Here is a 22001-nt window from a genome sequence, read left to right on the forward strand (position 1 = left end):
TTATTCACCACGGCGACACGGCGAACACGGCGCTTTTTTATGATCGGCACGGCGACACCACGGCGACACGGTTTCCTGATAATATTATTAAGCAGGGGGTCTCCGAGGGGTAAGCAAGAGCGCTCCGCGCGGCGTCAGCCCCCTTCAGGAAAATAAAAAAGCGCCGTGTTCGCCGTGTCGCCGTGGTGAATAAAGCGCTGTGCACTCCGTGGTGCCTCCGTGTCGCCGTGGTGAAACTCTCGATCAATTCACGCGTACGACGGCGAGCGCGTTCTCGTTCTTGTACTGGTAGAACCCCGGGGCGTTGACCTCCAGCGCCATATACCCGATATTCTGGTTGGCGTTGAGCCGGATGTCGTTCGTCTTGGAAATGTACGCCACGCCCCTGGTGTTCGTGACACCGGAGCCGGCGCCGCCCAGGCCGTGGACGATGACGCTGGCGCCGCTCACCGGGTCGCCCCTGTCGTCAGTGACGTTCACGTAGCAGGTCCACGTCTTCGACACCACGCCCTCGCCCGCATTACTGACCTGCAGGAGGTTACCGTCCTTGCTGCTTACCTCCGTGACGGCGGCGGTCAGCGTCCTCTGGGGCTTGAAGCTGTTCACGGCGGCCACCATGGCCGAGAGCGAGATCACGCCGACCACGAGCACGACAATTAAGCGCACGGGGAGGCCTTCCACGCCCCTCTCGTCGCCCTTGAAACCTTTATTCCGCATATACATCACTTATTAGTAATTATATGTTAGTAAGTATACGCTCATCCTATAAATAATTTTCATCATATTGCAACTAAAACATGCTCCCGAAGGCAGAATTGGCGAGCGCCGTGGTAACGGTGAAGACGGCCATGGCGACGGGAAGCGACATGCCGACGCTGTACATGAATTCGTACCGGTCGTCGCCATGCTCGATGCCGCCGACGAAGCGCAGCAAAATGATCACCAGCATGATGATGTAGATGCCGATGACGAGGACGAACTCGTCGTTAGACACGAGGGGCGCGCTGAACTGGGGCATCATGGGGAAGTACTGGCGGGCGCTCTCGGGCATCTCGCTCAGCCCGGCCAGCGTATGGGCCACGACGTCCGAGACCGACTGCGAGAGCGCCAGGGTGATGCCTCCTATAAATGGAGCGAACACCGTGCAGGTCGTCCTGAGCATGCTTGTCATGGTGTAGAGCATCTTCCGGACGTCGTCCTCGATGGACTGCAGCTCCTTGAGGTGGTCGGCAAGCCTCACGACCGAGTTCCCCGCGACCTCGCCGCTCTTGCTCGAGCTCTCCACCAGCATGCTTATCGTAGCCTTTATCCGGTCCGAGTAGACGTCGGAGAAGGCCCCGTACTCGGGGGAGAGCACGGCATCCCGGAGCGTGGTCCGAAGGCATCTCATGTTATATGCGGCCCGGGCGTAGGCCTTTCCCACGGAAGTCCCCCCGGTCATGGCGGCCGTGTAGGCGAAGCCGTCTTCTGGGGACTTGCCCTCGGCGATGCGCCGGCCCAGGACAAAGAGCGAGTCGGCGAACTCGTCCTCCATCTTCCTGAGGTCGTCCCTTAATTTCTTATACGGCGTGTACACGCCCAGGCAGTATATGGATATGGCCGCTGTAACGCCCCATGCTAAAAATATGGTGGAGGCCACGGGCAGGCCGACGGGGAAGAGGTACAGCGCCGCCACGGCGGCGCCTCCTGCGCACGCCAGGGCCGCCCAGGCCCAGCGGGGCAGGCTATGCTTTATGTGGGGTAAATCGGGCGGCGTGAAGGCGGCAGGGCGCTTAAGGAGGATGGAGTGGGCGTACACGAGCGTCGCCATGGGGAACAGCCCGTCGTAGAGCAGCGCCAGCTCGAGCGAGTTCACGCGCAGCCCTATGATCGCGGCCGCAGGGAGCATGGCCACCAGGGCAAGGGGAACCATCACGAAGATCGAGTATAATATGAGCGTCGGCGAGTGCAGGGCGCTGGAAAATGACTGCATCAGGCCCTTAGTGCCGGCGAGGACCACGTCCAGGGCCCGGTTTAGGGTCAGCGTGCGCATGGCCTCGTCCCTCTCGTCGGCCGCGCTCTTAATAAGGAACACGGCCCGCTTGAAGTGTTCGCTGTAGCCTCCCCACTCCTCGGCAAAGGCGCCCAGCGCCATGTCAAGGCTGTCGTAGGCCCGGACGTTCAGGTCCCACATAAGCTTCTTCACGTCCTTCGCCAGCTGCCTACGGGAATTCGTCGCGGCGAACTTCAGGGCCAGCTCGATGTTAGGGTTGAGCTTCATGGCCATCACGACGTAGCTGACGACTTCCGGCACGTCGCCCAGCGAATGGACCTTCAAGTAGGCGGCCCGGCGCTTCGGGTACTCGCCCACGTACGCATACGCGAGCAGCGGCAGCATCCCGCCGCATACGACCAGCACCACGGCCATTACCGTATCCATCAGGCCCAGGGCGAAGGCCGCGATTCCTGCCATGGCCACGATGGCCAGCGAGGCCATGGCGGCCATGAAGGCGAGCGAAAATGCCTCCGAGGGCTTGATCTCAAGGCCGGCGAAGCCCAGCGATGCGACCAGGCCTTTACTCGCGTAGCGGCCTGCGTACTCGTCGAGCCTTTCTGCGCCAGCCACCGATGCCAGGGCGCGGAATGACGCCCTGCATGCCTCCACGTAGGAGCTTTCAGCCTCCACGGGCCGCCTCCTTCTCGAACCACCTGGACCACGCGTTGATGGCCCGCCCGGGGACGCCGCGCTCGCTCTCACAGATGGCCCTGTAGGCGTTGATGCACCTCGCATAGGCGGCCGCCTCCATGGCACGGGGCTCATCCGCCACCCGTTCCATGAACAGAGCCCGGGCCCGGATCTCCTCGTTGACGGCCCGGATCGGGAGGCCCCATTTATTCGCGATACCCTGGAGCGCCTCGGAGCGCCCGGTATCGATGCGGTCCGTGGCCGCGAGGCCGCCTTCGGCGGCATCATAAACGAGCAGGTCGTTGAACGCGCCGCCGGTATCCTCCCAGCGGCTCTTCGATACTTCGGCGATCTGCGTCAGGCGCCGCTCCTTTGCCTGGCCGCCGTTTTTTCTCACGCTCGAGCAGACGACCACGACGTCGGTCGCCCTGAAGGACGCCGGGGGCACGCCGATATCGTGGACGACGCGGTCGTAGACGTCCCGGCAGGAGGCGCCGTGGATGGTCCCCATCACCACGTTCCCGGACGCCCCGACGCGCATTGCCTCGTAGAGTGAGACGGCCTCGGCGCCCCGGACCTCCCCGATGATGAGCGCCGACTCGCCCAGCCGGAGCGCGGCCCTCAGCACGTCCGACGCCTGGAACTCCGCGCCGGAGCCCGATAGGGCGGACCTGGTGCCCATGCCCTGGACCTTCCACCCGCAGCGCTGCATGTCCTCCAGGGGCAGCTCGGGCGTGTCCTCGATGGCCAGTATACGATAACTCTGGGGGATCTCGAGCATCATGGCGCCCAGCATCGACGTCTTGCCGGCGCCCCGGGTGCCCGTGACCAGCACGGACGACTGCCCGTCCACCAGCAACGATAATAAACCCGCCGCGTAGGGCGTGAGCATTCCCCGGGATACGAGCTGGGGCAGGGTCCAGGGAGTGGCTTTATGCCTGCGGAAGGCGTAAGCCAGGCCCCGGGACAGCGGGTCCCCGATGACGGAGACGCGGGTCCTGAACTCTCCAAGGTCCATGTCCAGCACGGGGTTAGCCTCGGAGAAGGGCCGGCCCGATATGGCCCGGAGCCGGGAGATTGTCGACTCGACGTCCGCCTCGGATAAAAATACGTTGCTCGTGCACTCCTCGCCGTCCACCACGACGTGCAGGGGGCTGGAGCCCACTGGCGAGTTCACGTAAGCGTCCTCGATGTGGGGGTCCTTGAGTATGTCCTCCAGTATTCCTAAGCCGCAGGTGTACTTGACCAGGGCCGATGTGAGCTGCTCGAGCCGGGCCGGCACCATGAGTATGCCGTTCGAGTCGGCAGAGACGGCCAGCGCCTCCTTCCCGTACCTGGCGAAGAGGGGGCGCATGTTCGCCGCGTCCATGAACTCCATGGTCCGGGGCCGCTTCGTGAGGAGCCTCTGCCGGGCTTCGGACAGAAGGGCGATGTCCTCCTCTTCCATTCCGTACTCCCAGGGCTGGATGAAGTACATCTTCTCGAGGCTTTCCGCCAGCCCGTAGAGCGTGACATGGAGCGGAGGGCCGAAGGCGTCCCCCTCCACCTCGTATGAGCGCAAAAAGGCCGCCCCCTTCGGCGGTTCCATCCATATTTTCGAGCTGGAGAAACGGGGCCTGACATAAGGCAGCGAATCCTTATATTCGAGCCTCCGGCCGGTCTCCGCCATATCGTTCAAAAAGGCCGAGTAGCGCTCCATGCAGAGGCTGCATTTCGGCACGCCCTTTCCCGGGTGGACGGGCATGGAGGCGATGATGCGACTGGCTTCCCCGGGCGATGCGATGATATCGTCCACGCAGGCGGCGACGCTCTCTTTTCGAAGCTCGCCGCACTGGCCGCAGCCGCAGGCGTAGAGCGTGTCGGCGTGCAGGCGCAGGTCCTCGTAGAACGTCACCAGGCCGAGCAGCGGGGCGAGGGCGTCGAAGCCATATTCCCGAACGATGTTCTTCTCCAGGAGCAGGCGGTCCATCCAGGCTTTTCCCGCCAGGCTCTTTACGAGGCGCAGCCGGCAATCGGGATCCGAGAGGCTCGACCCTCCCGGGCACCGGGAGCAGGCGGCCACGGCATCGGTGCCGTGCCGGCCCTGCCTGAACGTCAGGGCGCATCCTGGCCCCGCGCCCTTTTGTTTAGCCCTGGCCCGGGCTCTTACCATACGATAAATAGCGTTCATGCCCTCGAGCATATTTACACCAAATTGCAAATTACTAAATTGCAATCAAACGATATATAATTAACCCGTTCGCGCATAACGTTGAAACCATTCAAGTATCCGGGGCGCGAACAAAATAAAAAAGGAGGACTATAATGGAGGAGCTAAAAGGTAAGAGGATCGTTCTGCTGGCCGGGGACGGCTTCGAGGACATGGAGCTGATGTACCCGCTGTACCGGCTGAGATACGAGGCCTGCGCGGACGTGAAGGTTGCAGGCATAAAAAAGGGCGAGACGCTCACCGGCAAGCACGGCATGCCCGCCACCGTGGACGTCGCCGTCAGGGACCTGAACGTGGACGACTACGACTGTCTTGTGATACCCGGCGGCCAGGGGCCCGACCATATCCGCATTTACCCCGAGGTCATCAGGTTCGTCCAGGACTTCGACAGGACCGGCAAGCCCATCGCCGCCGTCTGCCATGCGGCGCAGATCCTCATCACGGCGAAGCTGCTCAAAGGCAAGCAGGCCACGGGCTGGAAATCCCTGGTGGTGGACATCGAGGACGCGGGCGCGGCCTACGTGAACGAGCCGGTGGTCACCAGCGGCCAGTACATATTCTCGAGGCAGCCTTCGGACCTGGGGTTCTTCTGCGATGCCATCATTCGCTCGCTGAAGGGCGAGAGCCTGCAGCCGCTCGTCGAGATGGCCCGGGCCCAATGATCTACCGGGACAGGCGGGACGCCGGCCGGCGGCTGGCAGAGCATCTGCTCATCTATCGCCATAACGCCGTGGTGCTGGCCATACCGAGGGGCGGGGTGCCCGTAGGTTATGAGGTCGCGAAACGGCTCGAAGTGCCCCTCGACCTCATAATTCCCAGGAAGCTGCCCATTCCCTCCGACCCGGAGGCCGGGTTCGGCGCGATAGCCCCCGACGGCACCATCGTCCTTAACGAGCGTCTGGTAGCGTATTGCGGGCTGTCCGCGAAGGATATCGAGCGGATTGCGGGCGAGGTGCTCGCCGAGGTCCTGCGCCGGATAAGAGAGTACCGGGGCGACAGGCCTCAGCCGGAGCTGAAGCACAGGAACGTGATCATCGTGGACGACGGCCTTGCCTCGGGATACACGATGGTCGCCGCCGTGCGGGCCGTTAAGCGGGAGCGGCCAAAAAGGGTCATCGTCGCCGTCCCCTGCAGTCCCGAGTCCTCCGTGGGCAGGCTCGAGAAGGAGGCAGACGAGGTGGTCAGCCTGGCCGTTCAGCCGTACGGCCAGTTCGCCGTGGCCGGCTACTACGAGAGTTTCCCTGATCTGAGCGACGAGGAAGTGAAGCGCCTCATTACTCAGGTGCCGGCCGCGTAGGCGAACCCGTGCTCGCTCAGCTTCACGCCCTCGACCTCGGTGGCGTAGTGGACGACCTTGCCGTCCAGCGCCTCCTCCAGCTTTTTCAGCGATCTTTCGAGCCGGAGGGCGTTTGCCCTGCCCACCGGGTTGGCCTCGCCGGATATGGTCCTGTCGAGCCAGATATCGCAGTTCGTCGAGAGCGCGAGCGCGTACCGGTCGCTCCCAGGCACGCCGCTGAACATGACGCTTAATATTCCCGGGAGCTGCGTGCTGATCACTTTGCCTTCCACCTGGACGGCCACCTCGGAGAGGCCCCGGAACACGGCGCCGGGAGCCCACCGGTCGCAGTGCTTCACGTCCTCCCGCCAGGCCTCGAACAGCCGCTGCTTCGCCTGGACAAGGTAGAGCGGTATGGGGCTTTCGGTCACTGTCTCTCCGGGCGGATACTCGATGGAGGTCGGCGCGAACCTCTCCCCCAGCGCCGCCATGGCCTCGTCGAAATAGTGGAAATACTCCCGGGACACGCCCTCCAGGTCAAGGCCCTTCGTCTCCAGCGGGAACGAGTGGACGCCGCGGCCGGACTCGACGATCCACATCCCCACGCTTTTCTCGTAAAACCTCCACGGATACTTCATGAGAAAAGAATTCTCGCCGCCCGATAAATACTTGCGGGCCAGGGGATAGATTTATTTATTTTCAATATATTGTAAATAAGTATGTCCGATGAGAAGCGCTATCTGCTGGGGCGGAGAGATGGAGGAGAGCACGGCCTGCTGTACCTCGGGAGGTACCTTGCCCTGGACGGCTCCCAGGGCGCCGGCCTGTACCTGGACGTCCTCAAGCCGCACGCAGTGCTCATCTGCGGCAAGCGGGGCTACGGAAAATCCTATACGATGGGCGTCATCATCGAAGAGATGGCTTCCCTGCCGCAGAGGATAAGGGATAACTTCTGCGTCATAGTCGTCGACACCATGGGCGTGTTTACCGGGATGGGCCGGTGGAAGCCGGATACCGTAAGGGTGTTTGCCCCGCCCGCCCACCGGCATAAAGGCACGCTGCCGCTGGAGATCCCCGCGGGCTCCCTGTCTTTTTACGACTATTGCGAGCTCATGGACATCGAGCCGTTAAGTGATCCCGGCGTCGAGCTCATGAACACCCTGGACGACGGGCCTTTCGATATAGAGGAACTCATTAAAAAGGTAAAGCCCGGTGGCACGCTGGCGGGCCTGCTGCGGATGGTGGCGTCATGGAGGCTTTTTTCGAGGGGCGCCGCGTTCGACGGGCTGCTGAAGCCCGGCTCGGTGAACATACTCGATTTGAGTGGCTATGGCCACGAGCCTCAAATAAGATCGGCCATCGTGGCCTCGATGGCGCGGGCGCTCTACGACGTGCGCGTTGAAGCCCGCCGTCTTGAGGCCGGCAGGAGAGAGAAGCCGCTGGTCTGGCTGCTCATCGACGAGGCCCACATGTTCATGGACGCAGGCGCCGACACGGGGGCATCCCGGGCGCTCAACGGCGAGTGGCTGCGCCAGGGCCGGCAGCCTGGGCTGTCGCTGGTGCTTGCAACCCAGCGGCCCTCGGCCCTGGGAAAGGAGGTCCTCTCCCAGGCGGACCTCATTATTTGCCATCGTTTAACGCTACAGGACGACCTGGAGGCGCTGGAATCGGCCCGGCCGACGTACGTGAACGAGCCCGTTCCCGAGGCCATGGCCCGCCTGGGCACCGGCAGGGGCGCAGCCGTGGTCATCGACGACGCCACCGAGTCATACCACGTCATTAAGATACGGCCGAGGGAAAGCGAGCACGGGGGAGGCGAGCCGGATGTTTATATGGGCTGACATCGCCTGCGTCGCGCTGGGAGGCCTTTCGGCGGCCGCCGCGGCGGCCATAGACCGCCGGACCATGAGGATACCGAACCGCCTGACTTTTCCGCTCATCCTGTCGGGGCTGGCATTGATGATGTTCCGCTGCATGCTTGGGTATCCCATGGATATGGCAATCCTCACGGGCGTCATATCGTACGGGCTCGTTTACGGGCTGTGGAGATGCCATTTATGGGGAGGCGGTGACGCGAAGCTCGTCCTCGCGCTGTTCCTGCTCCTGTCGCCAGGCTACCCGCCTCTATACTTTATCGCGGCTTATACGCTCTGCCTCGCGCTTGCGCTTCTGCTAAAGCACGGGGTCTACATGCCCGCCCGGAGGGCGATGGCAGATCCCTCTCCGGCCAGCACGAAGGGCGGCCCCCTGTCGGCCGAGGACATCGCTTCTCTAAAAGAAGGCCCGGGAATGCCAATGGGCCCTTCCCTGCTCTTCGCCTACGTCTCCTCCGTCGTGCTGCTGGGGGCGTTGCCCTGGTAGACTCTCTGCCCGTGGCGCTCACGGCATCCCTCCTGGTCCTTGCGTCAATCGCCGGCCTCACGGGCCTGGGGCTGAGCCGGGCCATGCCACTGGTGAGCACTGCGTCCGCGGACCGGCAGCTTTTAGATCTTTCCATCGACTGTAAGGCGCTCCTCGCCTCGGCCCCGCGGAACCTGGCGGACCCGGCCTCCCCGCCCGGCGCCACAAAGACGATAATGCTCTCCCTGCCTTCAGGGACGAACGTCACCTTCGGCTCCAGCGAGGCCGGGGGCACGATCTTCTACGAGGTGCAAGGCAGCCGAAAAGCTCTCGTCCTGGACGGCGTGAGGTTCAGCGAGGGCGTCGAAAAGGGAGGCATCATGGTGCCGTCCGGGAATTACCGGTCCATCCTGGGCGGAGGGCGGTATGAGCTAACCATCGAGTACGAGTATGACCCCAGCCTATATGAAAAGTACCTTGTAATCTATTAAAAAGGGAAACAGGGGAAAGCTCCCGGTTTATATGACGCTCAGGTACTGGTCGATCTCCCACTGGTGCACCTGCGTCCGGTAATCGTCCCACTCGATGCGCTTGGCGGTCATGAAATTCTCATAGACGTGGGGCCCCAGGGCGCTCCGGATGACGTCGTCGGCCTCGAGCTCGTCAAGCGCCTCGCTCAGATTCGCGGGCAGGCTCTTGATGTTAAGGTCCTTCTTCTGCTTTTCGGTCAGGTGGTAGATGTTGAGGTTGACCGGATCTCCGGGGTCGGTCCTTTTCTTGATGCCGTCCAGGCCGGCCCTGAGGGTCACGGCCAGCGCGAGGTACGGGTTGCAGGCCGGGTCCGGGTTCCGAAGCTCTGCCCTCGTGCCCAGGCCCCGGCGGGCAGGTATGCGCACTAAGGGCGAGCGGTTCTTCTCGGACCAGGCGATGTACACGGGCGCCTCGTAGCCGGGCACCAGCCGCTTATACGAGTTGATGAGCGGGTTGGTGATCGCCGTGAAGCCCCTCGCGTGGTCCAGCAGCCCGCCGATGTAGTGCATGGCGGTCCTGCTGAGCTGGTACTTCGCGTTCTCGTCGTAGAAGGCGTTCGTGTTCCTGCCCTTGAAGAGGGACTGGTGGGTGTGCATGCCCGAGCCGGCTTTGCCGAACAGGGGCTTGGGCATGAACGAGGCGTGGAGCCCGTACTGCATGGCGATCTTCCGCACGACGAACTTAAAAGTGACGACGTTGTCCGCCGTGGTCAGCGCATCGGCGTACTTGAAGTCGATCTCGTGCTGGCCCTCGCCCACCTCGTGGTGGGAGGCCTCGATCTCGAACCCCATGCTCTGCAGCGCGGTGACCATGGCCCGGCGCACCTCGTCGCCCAGGTCCACGGGCGACAGGTCGAAGTAGCCGCCGTGGTCTTTGGAGTTCGTCGTCGGCATGTCGTCCATGTCCCTTTCAAAAAGATAGAACTCCGCCTCGGGCCCGGCGTTCATGCTGAAGCCCTTCTCCTCCGCCTCCTTGATGACTTTTTTCAGGATGTTCCGCGGGCTGCCCTCGAACGGCTTGCCGTCCGGGCTGTACACGTCGCATATGAGCCTGGCGACGTTGCCGTACTCGCTCTGCCAGGGTATGAGAGAAAAGGTGTTCACGTCCGGCCTGAGGTACATGTCCGACTCCTCGATGCGGACGAACCCCTCGATCGACGACCCGTCGAACATGATGTCCCCGTCAAGCGCCTTTTCCAGCTGCTGGACGGGTATGGCCACGTTCTTGGTAGTCCCGAACACGTCGGTGAACTGTAGCTTGATGAATTTTACGTCGAGGTCTTGAGCCATATTTAAAATAGACTCTTTAGTGATTTTGCTCATGCTGAAAAATATGCGACCGTAGATTATTATTTTAATGTCGGAATATCATTTCCGGGCAGGAATTATAAAAAGCATTGATAGCCCCGACCGCCTAAAGGTCGTAGAGCTTGGCGGTGCCAGTTTTTTTCCGGGAATTCTTATCGGCGCCGTTATCCGCCGCCCCCTCTTCAGGCTCATCCCTCTTGAGTGCGATGCGCTTGAAGATCGACTCCACGTCCTCTTCCTCGGGCGGGGCTTCCTCCTCCTTCGCGATGCGGGCCGTTAGCTTCGCCCGGTCCGCGTCCATCTCCCCGAGCTTCAGGCGGGCGTCGTTGACGAACCGGTTGAGGTCCTCGATCTGCTGGTTGAGGGCCATCACCTGGGCCTTCAGGCTCTCGGACTGCTCGCGCAGGGTGTCGGACTGGCCCTGGAGTCTTTTTATTTCCATCTCTTTCTCGCTCATGGAGTATTTTAGGGCCATGTTGTCCGAGTTGAGTTTTAAAATTTCGGCGTTCTTCTGCTCGATATCCGCGAGCAGCTTCTTGACGAACGAGTCGTCCCGGGGCTTCGGCGTCTCGTGCTTTTTGGCGGCGGCTGGCGCGGGCTTCTTCTCATCGCCCAGCATGGACATGATGTCGCTAAAATCGTGCTTTGACTTGCCGCCTGTATCCGAATCCATGGTTTTAACCCCGGTGAGAGCTTTTACTTGATTACGGCTGTTATGTCATAAACCTTTTCGTTACTACAAAAAACCGATAAATTTATACGCCCTCCACAACATAGGGCGAAGAGAGCCATTTACATTCATTTTTCCGGAAGAGGTATCCATGGACGATAAACAGATTAAAAAGCTCATGAAGCCGGAGTTCGCAAAGAACTATGGGAAGTACTATCCGGTGAAAACTTTACGCTCATTGGGTTACGAGAGGTATGTGTGTAAGAAGTGCGGCCGGGGGTTCTGGAGCCAGGCGCCCCGGGACTTCTGCGATGAGGCGGAGTGCAGCGGCGGATACCGCTTCATCGGCGAGTCGCTCACCCGGAAGAAGTTCGCCTACAAGGAAGCCTGGGACACTTACGTGAACACTTTTAAGCGGTGGGGCTATGTGCCCCTGGAGCGGTACCCGACCGTCGCCCGCTGGTATGAGGACCTTTACTTCGTCGCGGCGGGCATCAACGACTTTCAGCCGTACGTGGTCTCGGGCGAGCTGGAGCCGCCGGCGCCCGCCGTCCTGGAGCCCCAGTTCTGTCTGCGCTTCAACGACATCGACAACGTGGGCATCACGGGCCGGCACTACACGGGCTTCATCATGGTCGGCCAGCACACGTTCAACACGCCGGAGAAGCACGTCTACTTCAAGGAGGAGGGCATCGCCCAGATCCAGGAATTCCTCACGAAGGGCCTGGGCATCCCCGCCCACGAGATCGTGTTCCACGAGGACGTCTGGGCAGGCGGAGGCAACTTCGGCCCCTCCATCGAGTACTTCTCGAGGGGCCTGGAGCTGGGCAACCAGGTGTACATGCAGTACGAGCAGCTTCCGGACGGCTTCAGGGAGCTTCGCACCAAGGTCATCGACATGGGCGCAGGCTTAGAGCGCTGGGCCTGGTTCAGCCAGGGCCTGCCGATGTCCTACGACGCCACGTTCCCGAAGACCATGGACTTCTTATACTCGAAGACGGGCTACCGCCCGGACCCCGCCTTCCAGGCGAAGTTCGCCAGGCACGCGGGCATCCTCAACGTGGACGAGCTCGACGACGCCCACTCGGCCTGGAACGGCATCGCCGGGCAGATGGGCATGAGCTTAGATGAATTGAAGGGCGTCGTGTATAAGAACAGAGCTTTGTACGCCATTGCAGACCACACGAGGAGCCTGCTGGTCGCCATCCACGACGGCGCCCTGCCCTCAAACGTCGGGGGCGGCTACAACCTGCGCAATCTGCTGAGGCGCTGCTGGACCCTCATCGATCAATATGACTTCGACATCGACCTGGACGACGTGTTCAAGCGCCACATCGGCGAGTTCGGCTCCTGGTACACGGAGCTCAGGGACTACGGCAGCTTATTCGACATCATCGGCGTGGAGCGGAAGCGCTACGAGGAATCCAGACAGAAAAGCCAGAACATCATCAAGCGCATGGTGAAGTCCAGGGAGGCGTTCACGCCCGAGAAGCTCGTCGAGCTCTACGACTCCCAGGGCATCGCGCCCGAAATGATAAAAGAGTCGAAGCCCGACCTGGAGATCCCCGAGGACTTCTACGTCCGGGTGCAGGCCAGGCACGACCGCCGGCAGGAGCGCAAGGCCGAGGCCAGCGAGACCGCCGGGCTGCCCAAGACCGTGCCACTTTATTATGAAAAGCCCCACGAGTTCAGGTTCGAGGCGAGCGTGGCCAAGCTCATCACGCCCGAGAAGGTCGTCCTCGACGAGACGCTGTTCTACCCGCTGGGCGGAGGCCAGGCCAGCGATACGGGCTTCATGAACGGGATAAAAGTAAAAGACGTCTACAAGCAGGACGGAGTCATAGTCCACGTCCTGGAGGCCCCCCTCCCCGCCGACACGAAGAGGGTCGTCGGGGAGGTCGACCGCGAGAGGCGCCGGATACTTTCGGCCCACCACACGTCGACGCACATCGTCAACTACGCGGCCAGAAAGGTCCTGGGCGACCACGTGTGGCAGGCGGGCGCCGAGAAGACGCCGGAGAAGGCCAGGCTGGACATCACCCACTACGAGTCGCTCAGCTTCGAGCAATTGCAGGAGATCGAGAGGGTCGCCAACGGCCTGGTCATGGAGAACGTGCCGGTGCACGTCGAGGAATTACCCAGGACGGAGGCCGAGAGGCGCTACTCCATGCGCATCTACCAGGGCGGGGCCGTGCCCGGCAAATTGCTTAGAATAATCAGGATACCCGGCTACGACGTCGAGGCCTGCGGCGGCATCCACGTCGATAATACGGCCAAGGTAGGCTTCATCAAGATGCTGTCCTCCGAGCGCATCCAGGACGGCGTCGTGCGGCTCGAGTTCAAGTCGCTGGACAATTCGCTAAAAGAGGTCCAGCACCACGATAGGCTGCTCAAGGAGGTCTCCGACCTCTGGGGCGTCGGCTATGACGACATCCCGAAGACGGCGTCGCGTTTCTTCAACGAGTGGAAGGAGCTCTCCAAGCAGAATAAGGAGCTGCAGTCCCAGATGGTGCGGGCGCTCATCGAAGGCTCATTAAACAGCGAAACCGTCGATCTGTCGCTGCCGGCGGGCGACTTCGGCACCGTCATGAAGGCCGTAGAGGCCCTGAAGCCCCGGTTCAAGGGGAAGACCGTGTTCCTCAAGGGCGACAACTTCGCCTACGGCTATTCGGAGACGGTCAACGTGCGGGAAAAACTGGCCGAGGGCTACGTGAACGTCACGGGCAGCGAGCGCGAGGCGCGGGCCTTTAAGGCTAAGCCCAAAGCGTAATATGCGAACGGCGCGTATTCATCATGGATATGAACAGCGAGCAGGAGAAGGCGGAACGGCTGAAGTCGGCCCTGTCAAGGCTGAAGGGCTCCGGCATCGAGGCCTCGGCCGTGATATCCCGGGACGGCACGCTTTTAGCCGCGGACACCGCCCCCGGGGAGGAGCACAGGATCTTCGCCCCCATGTACGCCGCGATGCTGGGCGCCGCCGAGGAGGCCAGCTCCGAGCTCCGGATGGGCATCCCCAGGCGCGTGGTCATGGAGGTGGGCGACAAGAGGCTCGTCGCCGTGGGCGCGGGCCCGAAGGCCCTGGTGGTCGCGCTCATCCGCACGGGCGCCAGCTACGAGGAGGCCCTCGCGGGCATCGACCGGGCCATCGCCGAGGTCCGGGACGCCCTGCGCCAGTGACCGTTTTCATGGTAACATATATAAGCCACCTTTTTCATTGTATGTCTCAACTTTCACAGAGGTAATATTCATGGTCAACGTGGCAATGGCAGGCGGAGAGAAGAGCGGCAAGACGATGCTGGCCTCGAAGCTGGGCAAAAAAGGCACCGAGTCCGACATCACCCTGTATAATTTCACCAAGGGCGAGAACATCCTGACGATCGTGGACCCCATCGGCTACCCGAAGTCCCCAAAGCCGCTGGTGAACGGCGTCAGCATGGCCGACGTAGTGGTCTTCTGCGTTTCCGCCACGGGCCTGGACGCCCGGGCCGGCGAGTGCATCATTTTAATGGACCTGCTCCGGCCGAAGCACGGCATCATAACGATAACCCGGACGGACGAGTCGAACCCGCCCGCCGTCGAGGAGCTGGCGAAAAAAATAAAAGCCTTAACCAGGGGCACGGCAATGGAAAGCTGGGAGATCCTGCCCACCTCGACGAAGACGTTCGAGGGCGTCGACCGCCTGAAGGACCGCCTGTTCGAGCTGGACAACATACTTAAAAAAGAGTACGAGGCGCTCGTGGACAGGCCCGTGCGCATCCCCATCGACCATCACTTCAACGTGACGGGCATCGGCACCGTCATCCTGGGCTATGTGCGCCAGGGCAGCGTGAGCGTCCACGACAAGCTCACGATATACCCGCTCAGGCACGAGGCCGAGGTCCGCTCCATCCAGATGCAGGACGTGGACGTGAAGCAGGCAAAGGCGGGAGACCGCGTCGGCCTCTCGCTCAAGGGCGTCCAGAGCAAGGACCTGGACCGCGGCTTCATCATATCGCAGTCCGAGACCGTCGGCGACCTTTTGAGGCTGAGCTGCACGACAGCCCGCATCAAGGGCGAGTTCAGCCAGGACGATAAGGTGCACCTCTACGCGGGCCTGCAATCGACTCCCGCGCTCGTGCGGAGGATCGCCGTCGAGGGCAGGGGCGCCGAGTCCACCCTTTCAGGCGGCCAGTTCGAGGTCGAGGTGAAGACGGACAAAGAGGTGGCGTACAGCCCCGGGGACGTGTTCCTGCTGACGAAGCTGGACGACCCCAAGCAGCGGTTCCTGGCTCGAGGGACCATTCCATAATTTTTTTTTATCTTCGTTGTTTCTTCTACCTTATTCTTTTTTTGGGTCATGGCGGGCTCTGGCAACTTCGCGTGCTTAATATAACCGAAAATCTTTTCTCGGATGGCGGTGCATAGGATACCCATACGGTGCTAATTTTACGATAATTAAGACCGGCTAATAAGGTGAGAATATGTCAAACGTTGAAGCCGTCATAAAGCAATGCGTGGACGTGCTGTCCAGGATCAAGGACGACGACACGGTGCCCCGCAACATCAGGCGCAGTGCGGATAGCGTGAAAACCATACTGCTCAACTCTAAGGAGAGCCCCGCGGTGCGGGCCGCCTCCAGCATCTCCATCCTGGACGAGATCTCGAACGACCCCAACATCCCGCTGCACACTCGCACCCTCATCTGGAACATCGCGAGCCAGCTTGAGACCATCTCGGTAGACGGCTAAGCGGCCCGGGCCGGCCGCGGTAAACCCGCTTTGTTTTTCAATATCCGGCCTGCCCCGACCATTAAATTGATATATGATGATTCCACAATACCGCGATAACAATGGAAGTGTCCATTAGTGACAATTGTTGTTAGTGAAGACGACGAAGATGCGGATTATAGTCCGTTTACTTTTTTAGAAACGACGGTCAAGGACGACATTTTGAACGTATCGCACGATTACCGGTACCAGAAAATGGGGTACTACGTTTCCATGCACGCCGAACTCTGCGGCTGTAGCGTGACGCCGCGCTGCTCGGACATCCTGGACACGCACCGCAACCCTCTCCTGATGATCCGGGCGGCGAAGGCGGACATCCCGTGCCTGCCGTACACGCTGGTCTCCGGCTACGAGCGCAATATGGGCTATCCGGCTTTATGCTTTGCCGTGAACCCGTACACGTGCAACTCGGTGACTCAGGTAAAGACCGAGTCCCAGATGTACCGGACGCTGAAGAGCCTGAGCGTGAACAACCGCTACCCGGTCTCCGTGCAGCCCCTGGTGGGAGAGGTAAAGGAGGCCGTGCAGGTGTTCGGCGAGACGGACGTGCCCGAGGCGCGCTCCATCGCGAGGAAGTTCTACGAGACCTTCCGGATACCCATCGGCAAGCTGATCGTGCAGATGGCGGACGGCGAGGCAAAGCTGTGCCACTTCGAGCCCGCGACGAAGAAAGAGGTGGACTGGGCTCTGGTCAGGGAAAAGGTGCACGCCGCCAGGTGCCGCTGATCGCGTAAAAAAACGGGTTAATCATGAAGATCGGGTGTTTCGTGGAGAAGTATAGTTTCCACACTAAGGAGGAATCCACAGCTCTCGACCGCTTCAGGAGGACGGCCGCGGCCAAGGGCCACCTCTTCGACTTCCTTTTCAAAAAGGACATGAACCGCATTCCCGACTACGACGCGGTCTTCATACGCGCCACGACGGACCCGATGAACACGGCCTACGTGGTGTCGAGGATGGCCGACGCCCTGGGCAAGGTAGTCATCGACGACCCCCACTCGATCCGGATCTGCTCTTCTAAAGTGGTCTTAGACGACCTGTTCCGGCATAACGAGATCCCCTCGCCGAAGTCGCTGCTTTTCGGCGGCGACTTTAGCGACGGGAACCTGAGGCACATATTCGACTACCTCGGTTTTCCCCTCGTCCTCAAGGCCCCCTACACGAAATTCTCCTCGCACGTGGAAAAGGCCCACGACGAGCCCGAGTTCCGCCTCATCGCGGCCCGCTACCTGAAGCACGCCACGCCGATCGTGCTGCAGGAGTACATGCCCTCGGGCTTCGACTGGCGGGTCGGCATGCTGGATAATAAGGTCCTGTACCTGTGTAAGTACTACATGCCCAGGGGCGGCTGGAAGGTCCGATCGCTCATCGACGGCAAGAATCAGTGGGGCCGCGTTGTGCCTATTTTACGGAAGAACGCCCCGAAGAAGCTGGAGGAGCTTGCGGTGAAAGTCTCGAAGTGCGTGGGCGACGGGCTCTATGGGCTGGATATAAAGGAGATCGACGGCAAGTTCTACTGCATCGAGATCAACGACAACCCGAGCTTTTATGCGGACCTCGAGGACGGTAAGGACCCCGACCTCTACGAGAAGATCATCGATAGATTAACTTCCGGAAGGCCGGTAAAGCCGGGCACATACAGGTTAAACGAGGAATCATAAGCTCTCCATGAATCCGGACAAACCTTTTTATACTCTCCATATCATCCGGTATCAATAAAATCGCGCGACACAACTCAGATTACGCAGCGCAGAAACATGAAAAAGTATAAGTAACTATAAGTACGTAAAACCCCTTCGCAACCGATAGAGTTATGGCACGTTTTGTGTGCGCTCCATACATATCATTGGTTCCATAAGGCGTTGAATCCGTTTATCGGAGGAATCAGATTGGCAGTAGTCTATGATGTACCCGCCACCGCGTTCGTCGTACAGGCGGGACAAAAACTCAAGGAGTCAGGCAAAGTCCAGGCCCCCGAGTGGGCCGCGTTCGTAAAGACCGGCACGCACAGGCAGTACCCCCCGGCCCAGGCCGACTGGTGGTACACGAGGTGCGCCTCCATCCTGAGGCGTATATACATTGACGGCCCCGTCGGCGTCCAGAGGCTCAGGAGCCTCTACGGCGGCAAGAAGAACCGCGGCGTAAGGCCGGACCGGCACGAGAGGGGCGGCGGCTCCATCATCCGGGACGCCCTCCAGCAGCTCGAGAAGGCCGGGCTCGTCAAGGCCGTCAAGGGCGGCAGGGTCGTGACCCCCCAGGGCATGGCGTTCCTGGACAAGGTGGCCACCGAGATGTCCGCGGCGAAGCCGGCCACGCCCGAAGCGCAGACGTAAGGCTTTCCGCCAAACAGGTTTATACCCATATAGAACGAAGTGATGCTGATGAGCGGCGATGAACTGGATGAGATAAGGCGGCGCAAGATGGAGGAGCTCCAGAGGGCGCAGTCCGACGCATTCGCGCAGGAGCAGCAGCGCCAGCAGCTGGAGCAGCAGAAGGCGGCTGTCATGCGGCAGATCCTCACTCCGGAAGCCCGCGAGCGTCTAAATACCATACGCATGACCCGGCCCGAGTTCGTGGCCAGCGTCGAGATGCAGCTCATATCCCTGGCCCAGTCGGGCCGGCTCAAGGCGCAGATCGACGACGCACAGCTCGTCAAGATCCTGGAGCAGGTCACGCCCAAGAAGCGCGATATCAAGATACGCCGCGTCTGAGATGAGGATACAGGTCCTTTACAGCGGCGGCCAGGACAGCTCGCTGGCCGCGGTCCTGCTCGAGCCTTTCTTCGAAGTGGAGCTCGTTACCTGCTCGTTCGGCTCCCCGGCATGGAAGCACGCCCAAAAGGCCGCAGGGGCCATCGGCTTTCCCTTCAGGACGGTAAAGCTCGGCCCGGAGGTCATGGACGGCTGTATCGGCCTGATATTGAAACACGGCTACCCGCGCTACGGCATTAACTACGTGCACATGAAGGCGCTGGAGGCGGCCGCCGCCGATTCAGAATATATCGCGGACGGCACCCGGCGGGACGACCATTCGCCTGTGCTCTCGATGCCCGAGATAAAGAGCCTCGAGATGCGGACCGGGGCGCAGTATATCCGGCCCCTGGCCGGGTACGGCAGGCACGCCATCGACGCGCTCGTAAAAAAACACTTCGAAATCGTCGAGGGCGCGGCCATCGAAAAGTCGGACTACGAGTCCGAGATACGATCATCGATCATGGAAAAATACGGGAAGGAGACCGTAAGCAGGCTCTTCCCGCTAGAGCACCCCCAGTCGAGGGTGATGAGAAGGTTACAAAAATGACGAAGAAGTCAAAGGGCAAGAAGATCCGGTTGGCCAAGTACACCAACCAGAACCGAAGAGTCCCGGCGTGGGTCATCATGAAGACCAACAGGGCCGTCATGACCCACCCGAAGCGCAGAAGCTGGCGCAGGACCAGCCTACCCGAGTAAGGTGGTAACATGGCAGACGAGAAGTCAGAGCAGATATACACGATTCCTCTGGACACCGAGGGATACCCCCACTGGAAGAAGGGCAACCTGGCCATCAAGAAGGTCAGGGAGTACCTGTCCAGGCACATGAAGGTGGACGAGGATAAGATCAAGATCAACGCCCCTCTCAACGAGACCATCTGGGAGCACGGCATCCGCAAGCCGCCCCGCAAGATCAGGGTCAAGGCGACCCGGGTCGAGGACGGCGTAGTCGAGGCCGACATCGTCGACACCGACAAAGTCGGCGCGTAAGCACGTGATAGCGTGATCCGGCAGCTTGACTTTTACGGCTACCCGTACGTCGGGATCTATGGGGCCAACACGGAGAACTACGTAGTGCTGCCCCCCGACCTGCCCGCGCACACGGCCGACGAGGTCGCGGAGGCGCTGGGCGCGGTGGGCATCATCCGTACGCTAATCAACGACAGCTCGCTCATCGGCTCCATGATGGCCGGGAACAGCAGCGGCTTCATAGTGAGCGACCTGGCCCTGGAAAGGGAGGTCGCCGCGCTCGAGAAAGCACTGCCCGTAGCCCGCCTGAAGGGGAAGATGACCGCCGCCGGGAACATCATCCTGGCCAACGATACGGCGGCGCTAGTGCACCCGGCGCTGAGCGACCGGCACCTGGGGGTCATCCGGGACACGCTCAAGGTGGACGTGCGACGGGGGACCATCGGCGGCCTGAAGACCGTCGGAATGGCCGGCGTGGCCACGAATAAGGGCCTGCTGGTGCACCCGAGGGCCACGGAGGAAGAGCTAAGCGCGCTGGAAGAGCTATTCAGACTGCCGGTAGACATCGGCACGGTGAGCTTCGGCTCGCCGCTAGTGGGGTCCGCCATCCTGGCCACCTCGAAGGGCCTGGTGACGGGCACGAAGACGTCCGGCCCCGAGCTGGGGAGGATCGAGGACGCGTTACAACTGGGAGAGTGAATTAAACATGGCTAATTACATCGTAGAGGGCACGTTCAAGGCAGGCGTCCAGTGGGAGAAGTTCTCCAAGGAAGTCGAGTCGGTGAACGAGAACACCGCCCGTGAAAAAGTCCTGTCCACGCTCGGCAGCAGGCACGGCATCAACAGGAACCTCATCAAGATCGAATCCGTCAAGAAGGCGTAAGGAGAACAGCTATGGCAGACGCAGCACCGGCAGACAACGAGGAGCAGATCAGGGAGCTCATCGCCCGCATTCAGGTCAGCCAGCAGCGCATGGACGCGCTCCAGCAGCAGGCGGGCCTGGTGCAGATGTCGCTGGCCGACATGGACAACGCGCTCAAGGCGCTGTCCACGCTGGAGGGCAGGGGCGAAGACCAGGAAATTCTCGTGCCCATCGGCGCGGGGTCGTACGTCCACACGAAGCTGGCGAGCCCGGACAAGGCCATCATCGGCCTCGGCGCCGGCGTGAGCGTCGAGAAGAGCTTCGCCGACTCGAAGGGCATCATCCAGTCCAGGAGGACGGAGCTGGAGAAGGCCCTGCTGGAGACGACGAGCGCCATCGACCAGGTGGCCGCGGAGCTCGCGGGCCTGCAGCAGGAAGCCCAGAAGTACCAGTGAGATGGAATGTTCGATAAGCTCAGGGAGCGGCTCGGCGACTTTAGAAAATCCATCGACGAGAAGCTGAAAGCCTCGCCTGGGCAGGAACAGGAAGCCGAAGTGGCCGCTGAAGTGAAGAGCGAGGCCCCGCCGGAGGGGCCGAAGGCCGGCATACTGGACAGGGCCGCGGCGATCACCCGGGGCGAGGTCATCCTGAGCGAGAAGGACCTTGAGGGTCCCCTCTGGGAGCTTGAAATGGCGCTCCTGGAGAGCGACGTGGCGCTGCCCGTCGCCGACTCCATCATCGACCGCATCAAAAAGGACCTGAGCGGCCAGCACAAGAAATTTTTACGCTCCACCGGCGACCTGGCCGAGGACGCCCTCAGGGACTCTATTCTCAATATCCTGAGCGCGCACACGCTCGACTTCGACGAGTACGTCAAAAGCCACGAGAAGCCCGTCGTGGCCGTATTCACCGGCGTCAACGGCACGGGCAAGACCACGACAATAGCCAAACTGGCGGAGCGCCTGAAGGAGAATAATATGGGCGTGGTCATCGCGGCGGGCGACACGTTCCGGGCCGGCGCCATAGAGCAATTAGAAAAGCACGCCGACAGGCTGGGCGTGAAGATCGTCAAGCACGAGCAGGGCTCGGACCCGGCGGCCGTGATCTACGATGCGGTGGCCTACGCGAGATCGAACAAAAAAGACGTGGTGCTGGCGGACACGGCGGGCCGGCTGCACACGAACGTCAACCTCATGGAACAGCTGAAAAAGATCAGCCGCGTCAACAAGCCGGACCTCGTCATCTTCGTGGACGAGGCCATCGCGGGCAACGACGCGGTCGAGAGGGCGAAGCTGTTCAACGACGCCGTGCCCATAAGCGGCTCCATATTAACGAAGGCCGACGCCGACTCCAAAGGAGGGGCGGCGATCTCGATCGCCCACATCACCGGCAAGCCTATACTCTTTTTAGGCGTGGGCCAGGAATACAAGGACCTCAAGAAGTTCGACCCGGACTGGTTCGTGGACCGGCTGCTCGAGCGCTGAGGACGTTTTCTTCGCCGAACCTATTTGTAGCCGCGGCCGTAAGTTTTCATTGACATGAGGCCGCTCATCTATGGCAACGGCACGCTGTTAGTCTGTGTGGACGAGCGCGGCGTGGTACGCGACTTTTACTATCCCTACGCCGGGATGGAGAACCACGGCGGGCACATACGCC

At 61.2% G+C, this 22001-nt stretch carries 26 protein-coding genes; 20 read left to right on the plus strand and 6 right to left on the minus strand.

Features of this window, described 5'->3' with window-relative positions:
• Positions 1 to 243: 243 nt before the first annotated feature.
• The 3 genes from VMC84_RS06720 to VMC84_RS06730 all read right to left on the minus strand — a co-directional run bounded on the left by VMC84_RS06720 (position 244) and on the right by VMC84_RS06730 (position 4847).
• Entirely contained in the window at positions 244 to 717 is a 474-nt protein-coding gene (locus VMC84_RS06720) for a carboxypeptidase regulatory-like domain-containing protein (RefSeq protein ID WP_325379212.1), read from the minus strand.
• A 73-nt stretch (positions 718 to 790) separates the two neighbouring features.
• Entirely contained in the window at positions 791 to 2665 is a 1875-nt protein-coding gene (locus VMC84_RS06725) for a hypothetical protein (protein WP_325379213.1), read from the minus strand.
• Positions 2655 to 4847, minus strand: coding sequence for a type II/IV secretion system ATPase subunit (locus VMC84_RS06730; RefSeq protein ID WP_325379214.1), 2193 nt, complete (start codon positions 4845 to 4847; stop codon positions 2655 to 2657). The genes VMC84_RS06725 and VMC84_RS06730 overlap by 11 nt, the downstream gene beginning before the upstream one ends.
• 122 nt (positions 4848 to 4969) lie before the next feature.
• Between VMC84_RS06730 and VMC84_RS06735 the strand changes: the two genes are divergently transcribed.
• Both VMC84_RS06735 and VMC84_RS06740 read left to right on the plus strand, forming a co-directional pair.
• Positions 4970 to 5536 carry a type 1 glutamine amidotransferase domain-containing protein gene (locus tag VMC84_RS06735; protein ID WP_325379215.1) on the plus strand — a complete coding sequence of 189 codons (567 nt, stop codon included), beginning with the start codon at positions 4970 to 4972 and terminating at the stop codon, positions 5534 to 5536.
• A complete protein-coding gene (locus tag VMC84_RS06740) occupies positions 5533 to 6171 on the plus strand; it encodes a phosphoribosyltransferase (protein WP_325379216.1) in 639 nt (212 codons plus the stop codon). Before VMC84_RS06735 ends, VMC84_RS06740 begins: the two co-directional genes overlap by 4 nt.
• Here the strand turns inward: VMC84_RS06740 and VMC84_RS06745 are convergent.
• Positions 6153 to 6788: a hypothetical protein gene (locus VMC84_RS06745; protein ID WP_325379217.1), complete on the minus strand. Its 636-nt coding sequence runs from the start codon at positions 6786 to 6788 to the stop codon at positions 6153 to 6155. The two genes, VMC84_RS06740 and VMC84_RS06745, sit on opposite strands and share 19 nt — an antisense overlap.
• Before the next feature lie 81 nt (positions 6789 to 6869).
• On the opposite strand from VMC84_RS06745, the gene VMC84_RS06750 reads away from it, so the two are divergent.
• The 3 genes from VMC84_RS06750 to VMC84_RS06760 are packed head-to-tail and all read left to right on the plus strand — an operon-like array spanning position 6870 to position 8981.
• The gene (locus tag VMC84_RS06750; RefSeq protein WP_325379218.1) at positions 6870 to 7991 is read left to right on the plus strand and encodes an ATP-binding protein; all 1122 of its coding nucleotides are present in this window, start codon (positions 6870 to 6872) and stop codon (positions 7989 to 7991) included.
• Positions 7975 to 8511: an A24 family peptidase gene (locus VMC84_RS06755; protein ID WP_325379219.1), complete on the plus strand. Its 537-nt coding sequence runs from the start codon at positions 7975 to 7977 to the stop codon at positions 8509 to 8511. Before VMC84_RS06750 ends, VMC84_RS06755 begins: the two co-directional genes overlap by 17 nt.
• Before the next feature lie 11 nt (positions 8512 to 8522).
• Positions 8523 to 8981: a hypothetical protein gene (locus VMC84_RS06760; protein ID WP_325379220.1), complete on the plus strand. Its 459-nt coding sequence runs from the start codon at positions 8523 to 8525 to the stop codon at positions 8979 to 8981.
• Between the two features lie 27 nt (positions 8982 to 9008).
• Here the strand turns inward: VMC84_RS06760 and glnA are convergent, their stop codons facing one another.
• Together glnA and VMC84_RS06770 are read right to left on the minus strand one after the other, a co-directional pair.
• On the minus strand, positions 9009 to 10343 hold the full coding sequence (gene glnA / locus VMC84_RS06765) for a type I glutamate--ammonia ligase (RefSeq protein ID WP_349256751.1): 1335 nt from the start codon (positions 10341 to 10343) through the stop codon (positions 9009 to 9011).
• Between the two features lie 91 nt (positions 10344 to 10434).
• Positions 10435 to 11001, minus strand: coding sequence for a hypothetical protein (locus VMC84_RS06770; RefSeq protein WP_325379222.1), 567 nt, complete (start codon positions 10999 to 11001; stop codon positions 10435 to 10437).
• Between the two features lie 148 nt (positions 11002 to 11149).
• Here VMC84_RS06770 and alaS point away from each other — a divergent pair, with 148 nt between their 5' ends.
• The 15 genes from alaS (at position 11150) to ftsY (ending at position 21829) form a co-directional block, all read left to right on the plus strand.
• The gene (gene alaS / locus VMC84_RS06775; RefSeq protein WP_325379223.1) at positions 11150 to 13768 is read left to right on the plus strand and encodes an alanine--tRNA ligase; all 2619 of its coding nucleotides are present in this window, start codon (positions 11150 to 11152) and stop codon (positions 13766 to 13768) included.
• Positions 13769 to 13791: 23 nt separating this feature from the next.
• The gene (locus tag VMC84_RS06780) at positions 13792 to 14175 is read left to right on the plus strand and encodes a roadblock/LC7 domain-containing protein (protein WP_325379224.1); all 384 of its coding nucleotides are present in this window, start codon (positions 13792 to 13794) and stop codon (positions 14173 to 14175) included.
• Positions 14176 to 14245: 70 nt separating this feature from the next.
• Positions 14246 to 15286 carry an EF-Tu/IF-2/RF-3 family GTPase gene (locus VMC84_RS06785; RefSeq protein ID WP_325379225.1) on the plus strand — a complete coding sequence of 347 codons (1041 nt, stop codon included), beginning with the start codon at positions 14246 to 14248 and terminating at the stop codon, positions 15284 to 15286.
• A 172-nt stretch (positions 15287 to 15458) separates the two neighbouring features.
• Complete coding sequence (locus VMC84_RS06790) at positions 15459 to 15725, plus strand: UPF0147 family protein (RefSeq protein ID WP_325379226.1); 267 nt, start codon at positions 15459 to 15461, stop codon at positions 15723 to 15725.
• Positions 15726 to 15842: 117 nt separating this feature from the next.
• Entirely contained in the window at positions 15843 to 16490 is a 648-nt protein-coding gene (locus tag VMC84_RS06795) for a RimK-like ATPgrasp N-terminal domain-containing protein (protein ID WP_325379227.1), read from the plus strand.
• Between the two features lie 23 nt (positions 16491 to 16513).
• Positions 16514 to 17425 (plus strand): RimK family alpha-L-glutamate ligase, encoded by a 912-nt coding sequence (locus VMC84_RS06800; RefSeq protein ID WP_325379228.1) that lies wholly within the window; start codon positions 16514 to 16516, stop codon positions 17423 to 17425.
• A 228-nt stretch (positions 17426 to 17653) separates the two neighbouring features.
• Positions 17654 to 18097: a 30S ribosomal protein S19e gene (locus VMC84_RS06805; protein WP_325379229.1), complete on the plus strand. Its 444-nt coding sequence runs from the start codon at positions 17654 to 17656 to the stop codon at positions 18095 to 18097.
• Between the two features lie 42 nt (positions 18098 to 18139).
• Positions 18140 to 18475, plus strand: coding sequence for a DNA-binding protein (locus tag VMC84_RS06810; protein ID WP_349256752.1), 336 nt, complete (start codon positions 18140 to 18142; stop codon positions 18473 to 18475).
• A gap of 1 nt (position 18476) precedes the next feature.
• Positions 18477 to 19064, plus strand: coding sequence for a DUF7411 family protein (locus VMC84_RS06815; RefSeq protein ID WP_325379231.1), 588 nt, complete (start codon positions 18477 to 18479; stop codon positions 19062 to 19064).
• A complete protein-coding gene (locus VMC84_RS06820; protein WP_014405043.1) occupies positions 19061 to 19213 on the plus strand; it encodes a 50S ribosomal protein L39e in 153 nt (50 codons plus the stop codon). The genes VMC84_RS06815 and VMC84_RS06820 overlap by 4 nt, the downstream gene beginning before the upstream one ends.
• Before the next feature lie 9 nt (positions 19214 to 19222).
• Positions 19223 to 19504, plus strand: coding sequence for a 50S ribosomal protein L31e (locus VMC84_RS06825; protein ID WP_325379232.1), 282 nt, complete (start codon positions 19223 to 19225; stop codon positions 19502 to 19504).
• Positions 19505 to 19516: 12 nt separating this feature from the next.
• Positions 19517 to 20182, plus strand: a complete 666-nt coding sequence (locus VMC84_RS06830; RefSeq protein WP_325379233.1) for a translation initiation factor IF-6 — start codon at positions 19517 to 19519, stop codon at positions 20180 to 20182.
• A 7-nt stretch (positions 20183 to 20189) separates the two neighbouring features.
• Entirely contained in the window at positions 20190 to 20366 is a 177-nt protein-coding gene (rpl18a, locus tag VMC84_RS06835) for a 50S ribosomal protein L18Ae (protein WP_325379234.1), read from the plus strand.
• Positions 20367 to 20377: 11 nt separating this feature from the next.
• Positions 20378 to 20800 (plus strand): prefoldin subunit alpha, encoded by a 423-nt coding sequence (pfdA, locus tag VMC84_RS06840; protein ID WP_325379235.1) that lies wholly within the window; start codon positions 20378 to 20380, stop codon positions 20798 to 20800.
• A 6-nt stretch (positions 20801 to 20806) separates the two neighbouring features.
• Complete coding sequence (ftsY, locus tag VMC84_RS06845; RefSeq protein ID WP_325379236.1) at positions 20807 to 21829, plus strand: signal recognition particle-docking protein FtsY; 1023 nt, start codon at positions 20807 to 20809, stop codon at positions 21827 to 21829.
• Positions 21830 to 22001: the final 172 nt, after the last annotated feature.

The sequence above is a fragment of the Methanocella sp. genome (assembly GCF_035506375.1).
Taxonomy (GTDB): Archaea; Halobacteriota; Methanocellia; order Methanocellales; family Methanocellaceae; genus Methanocella.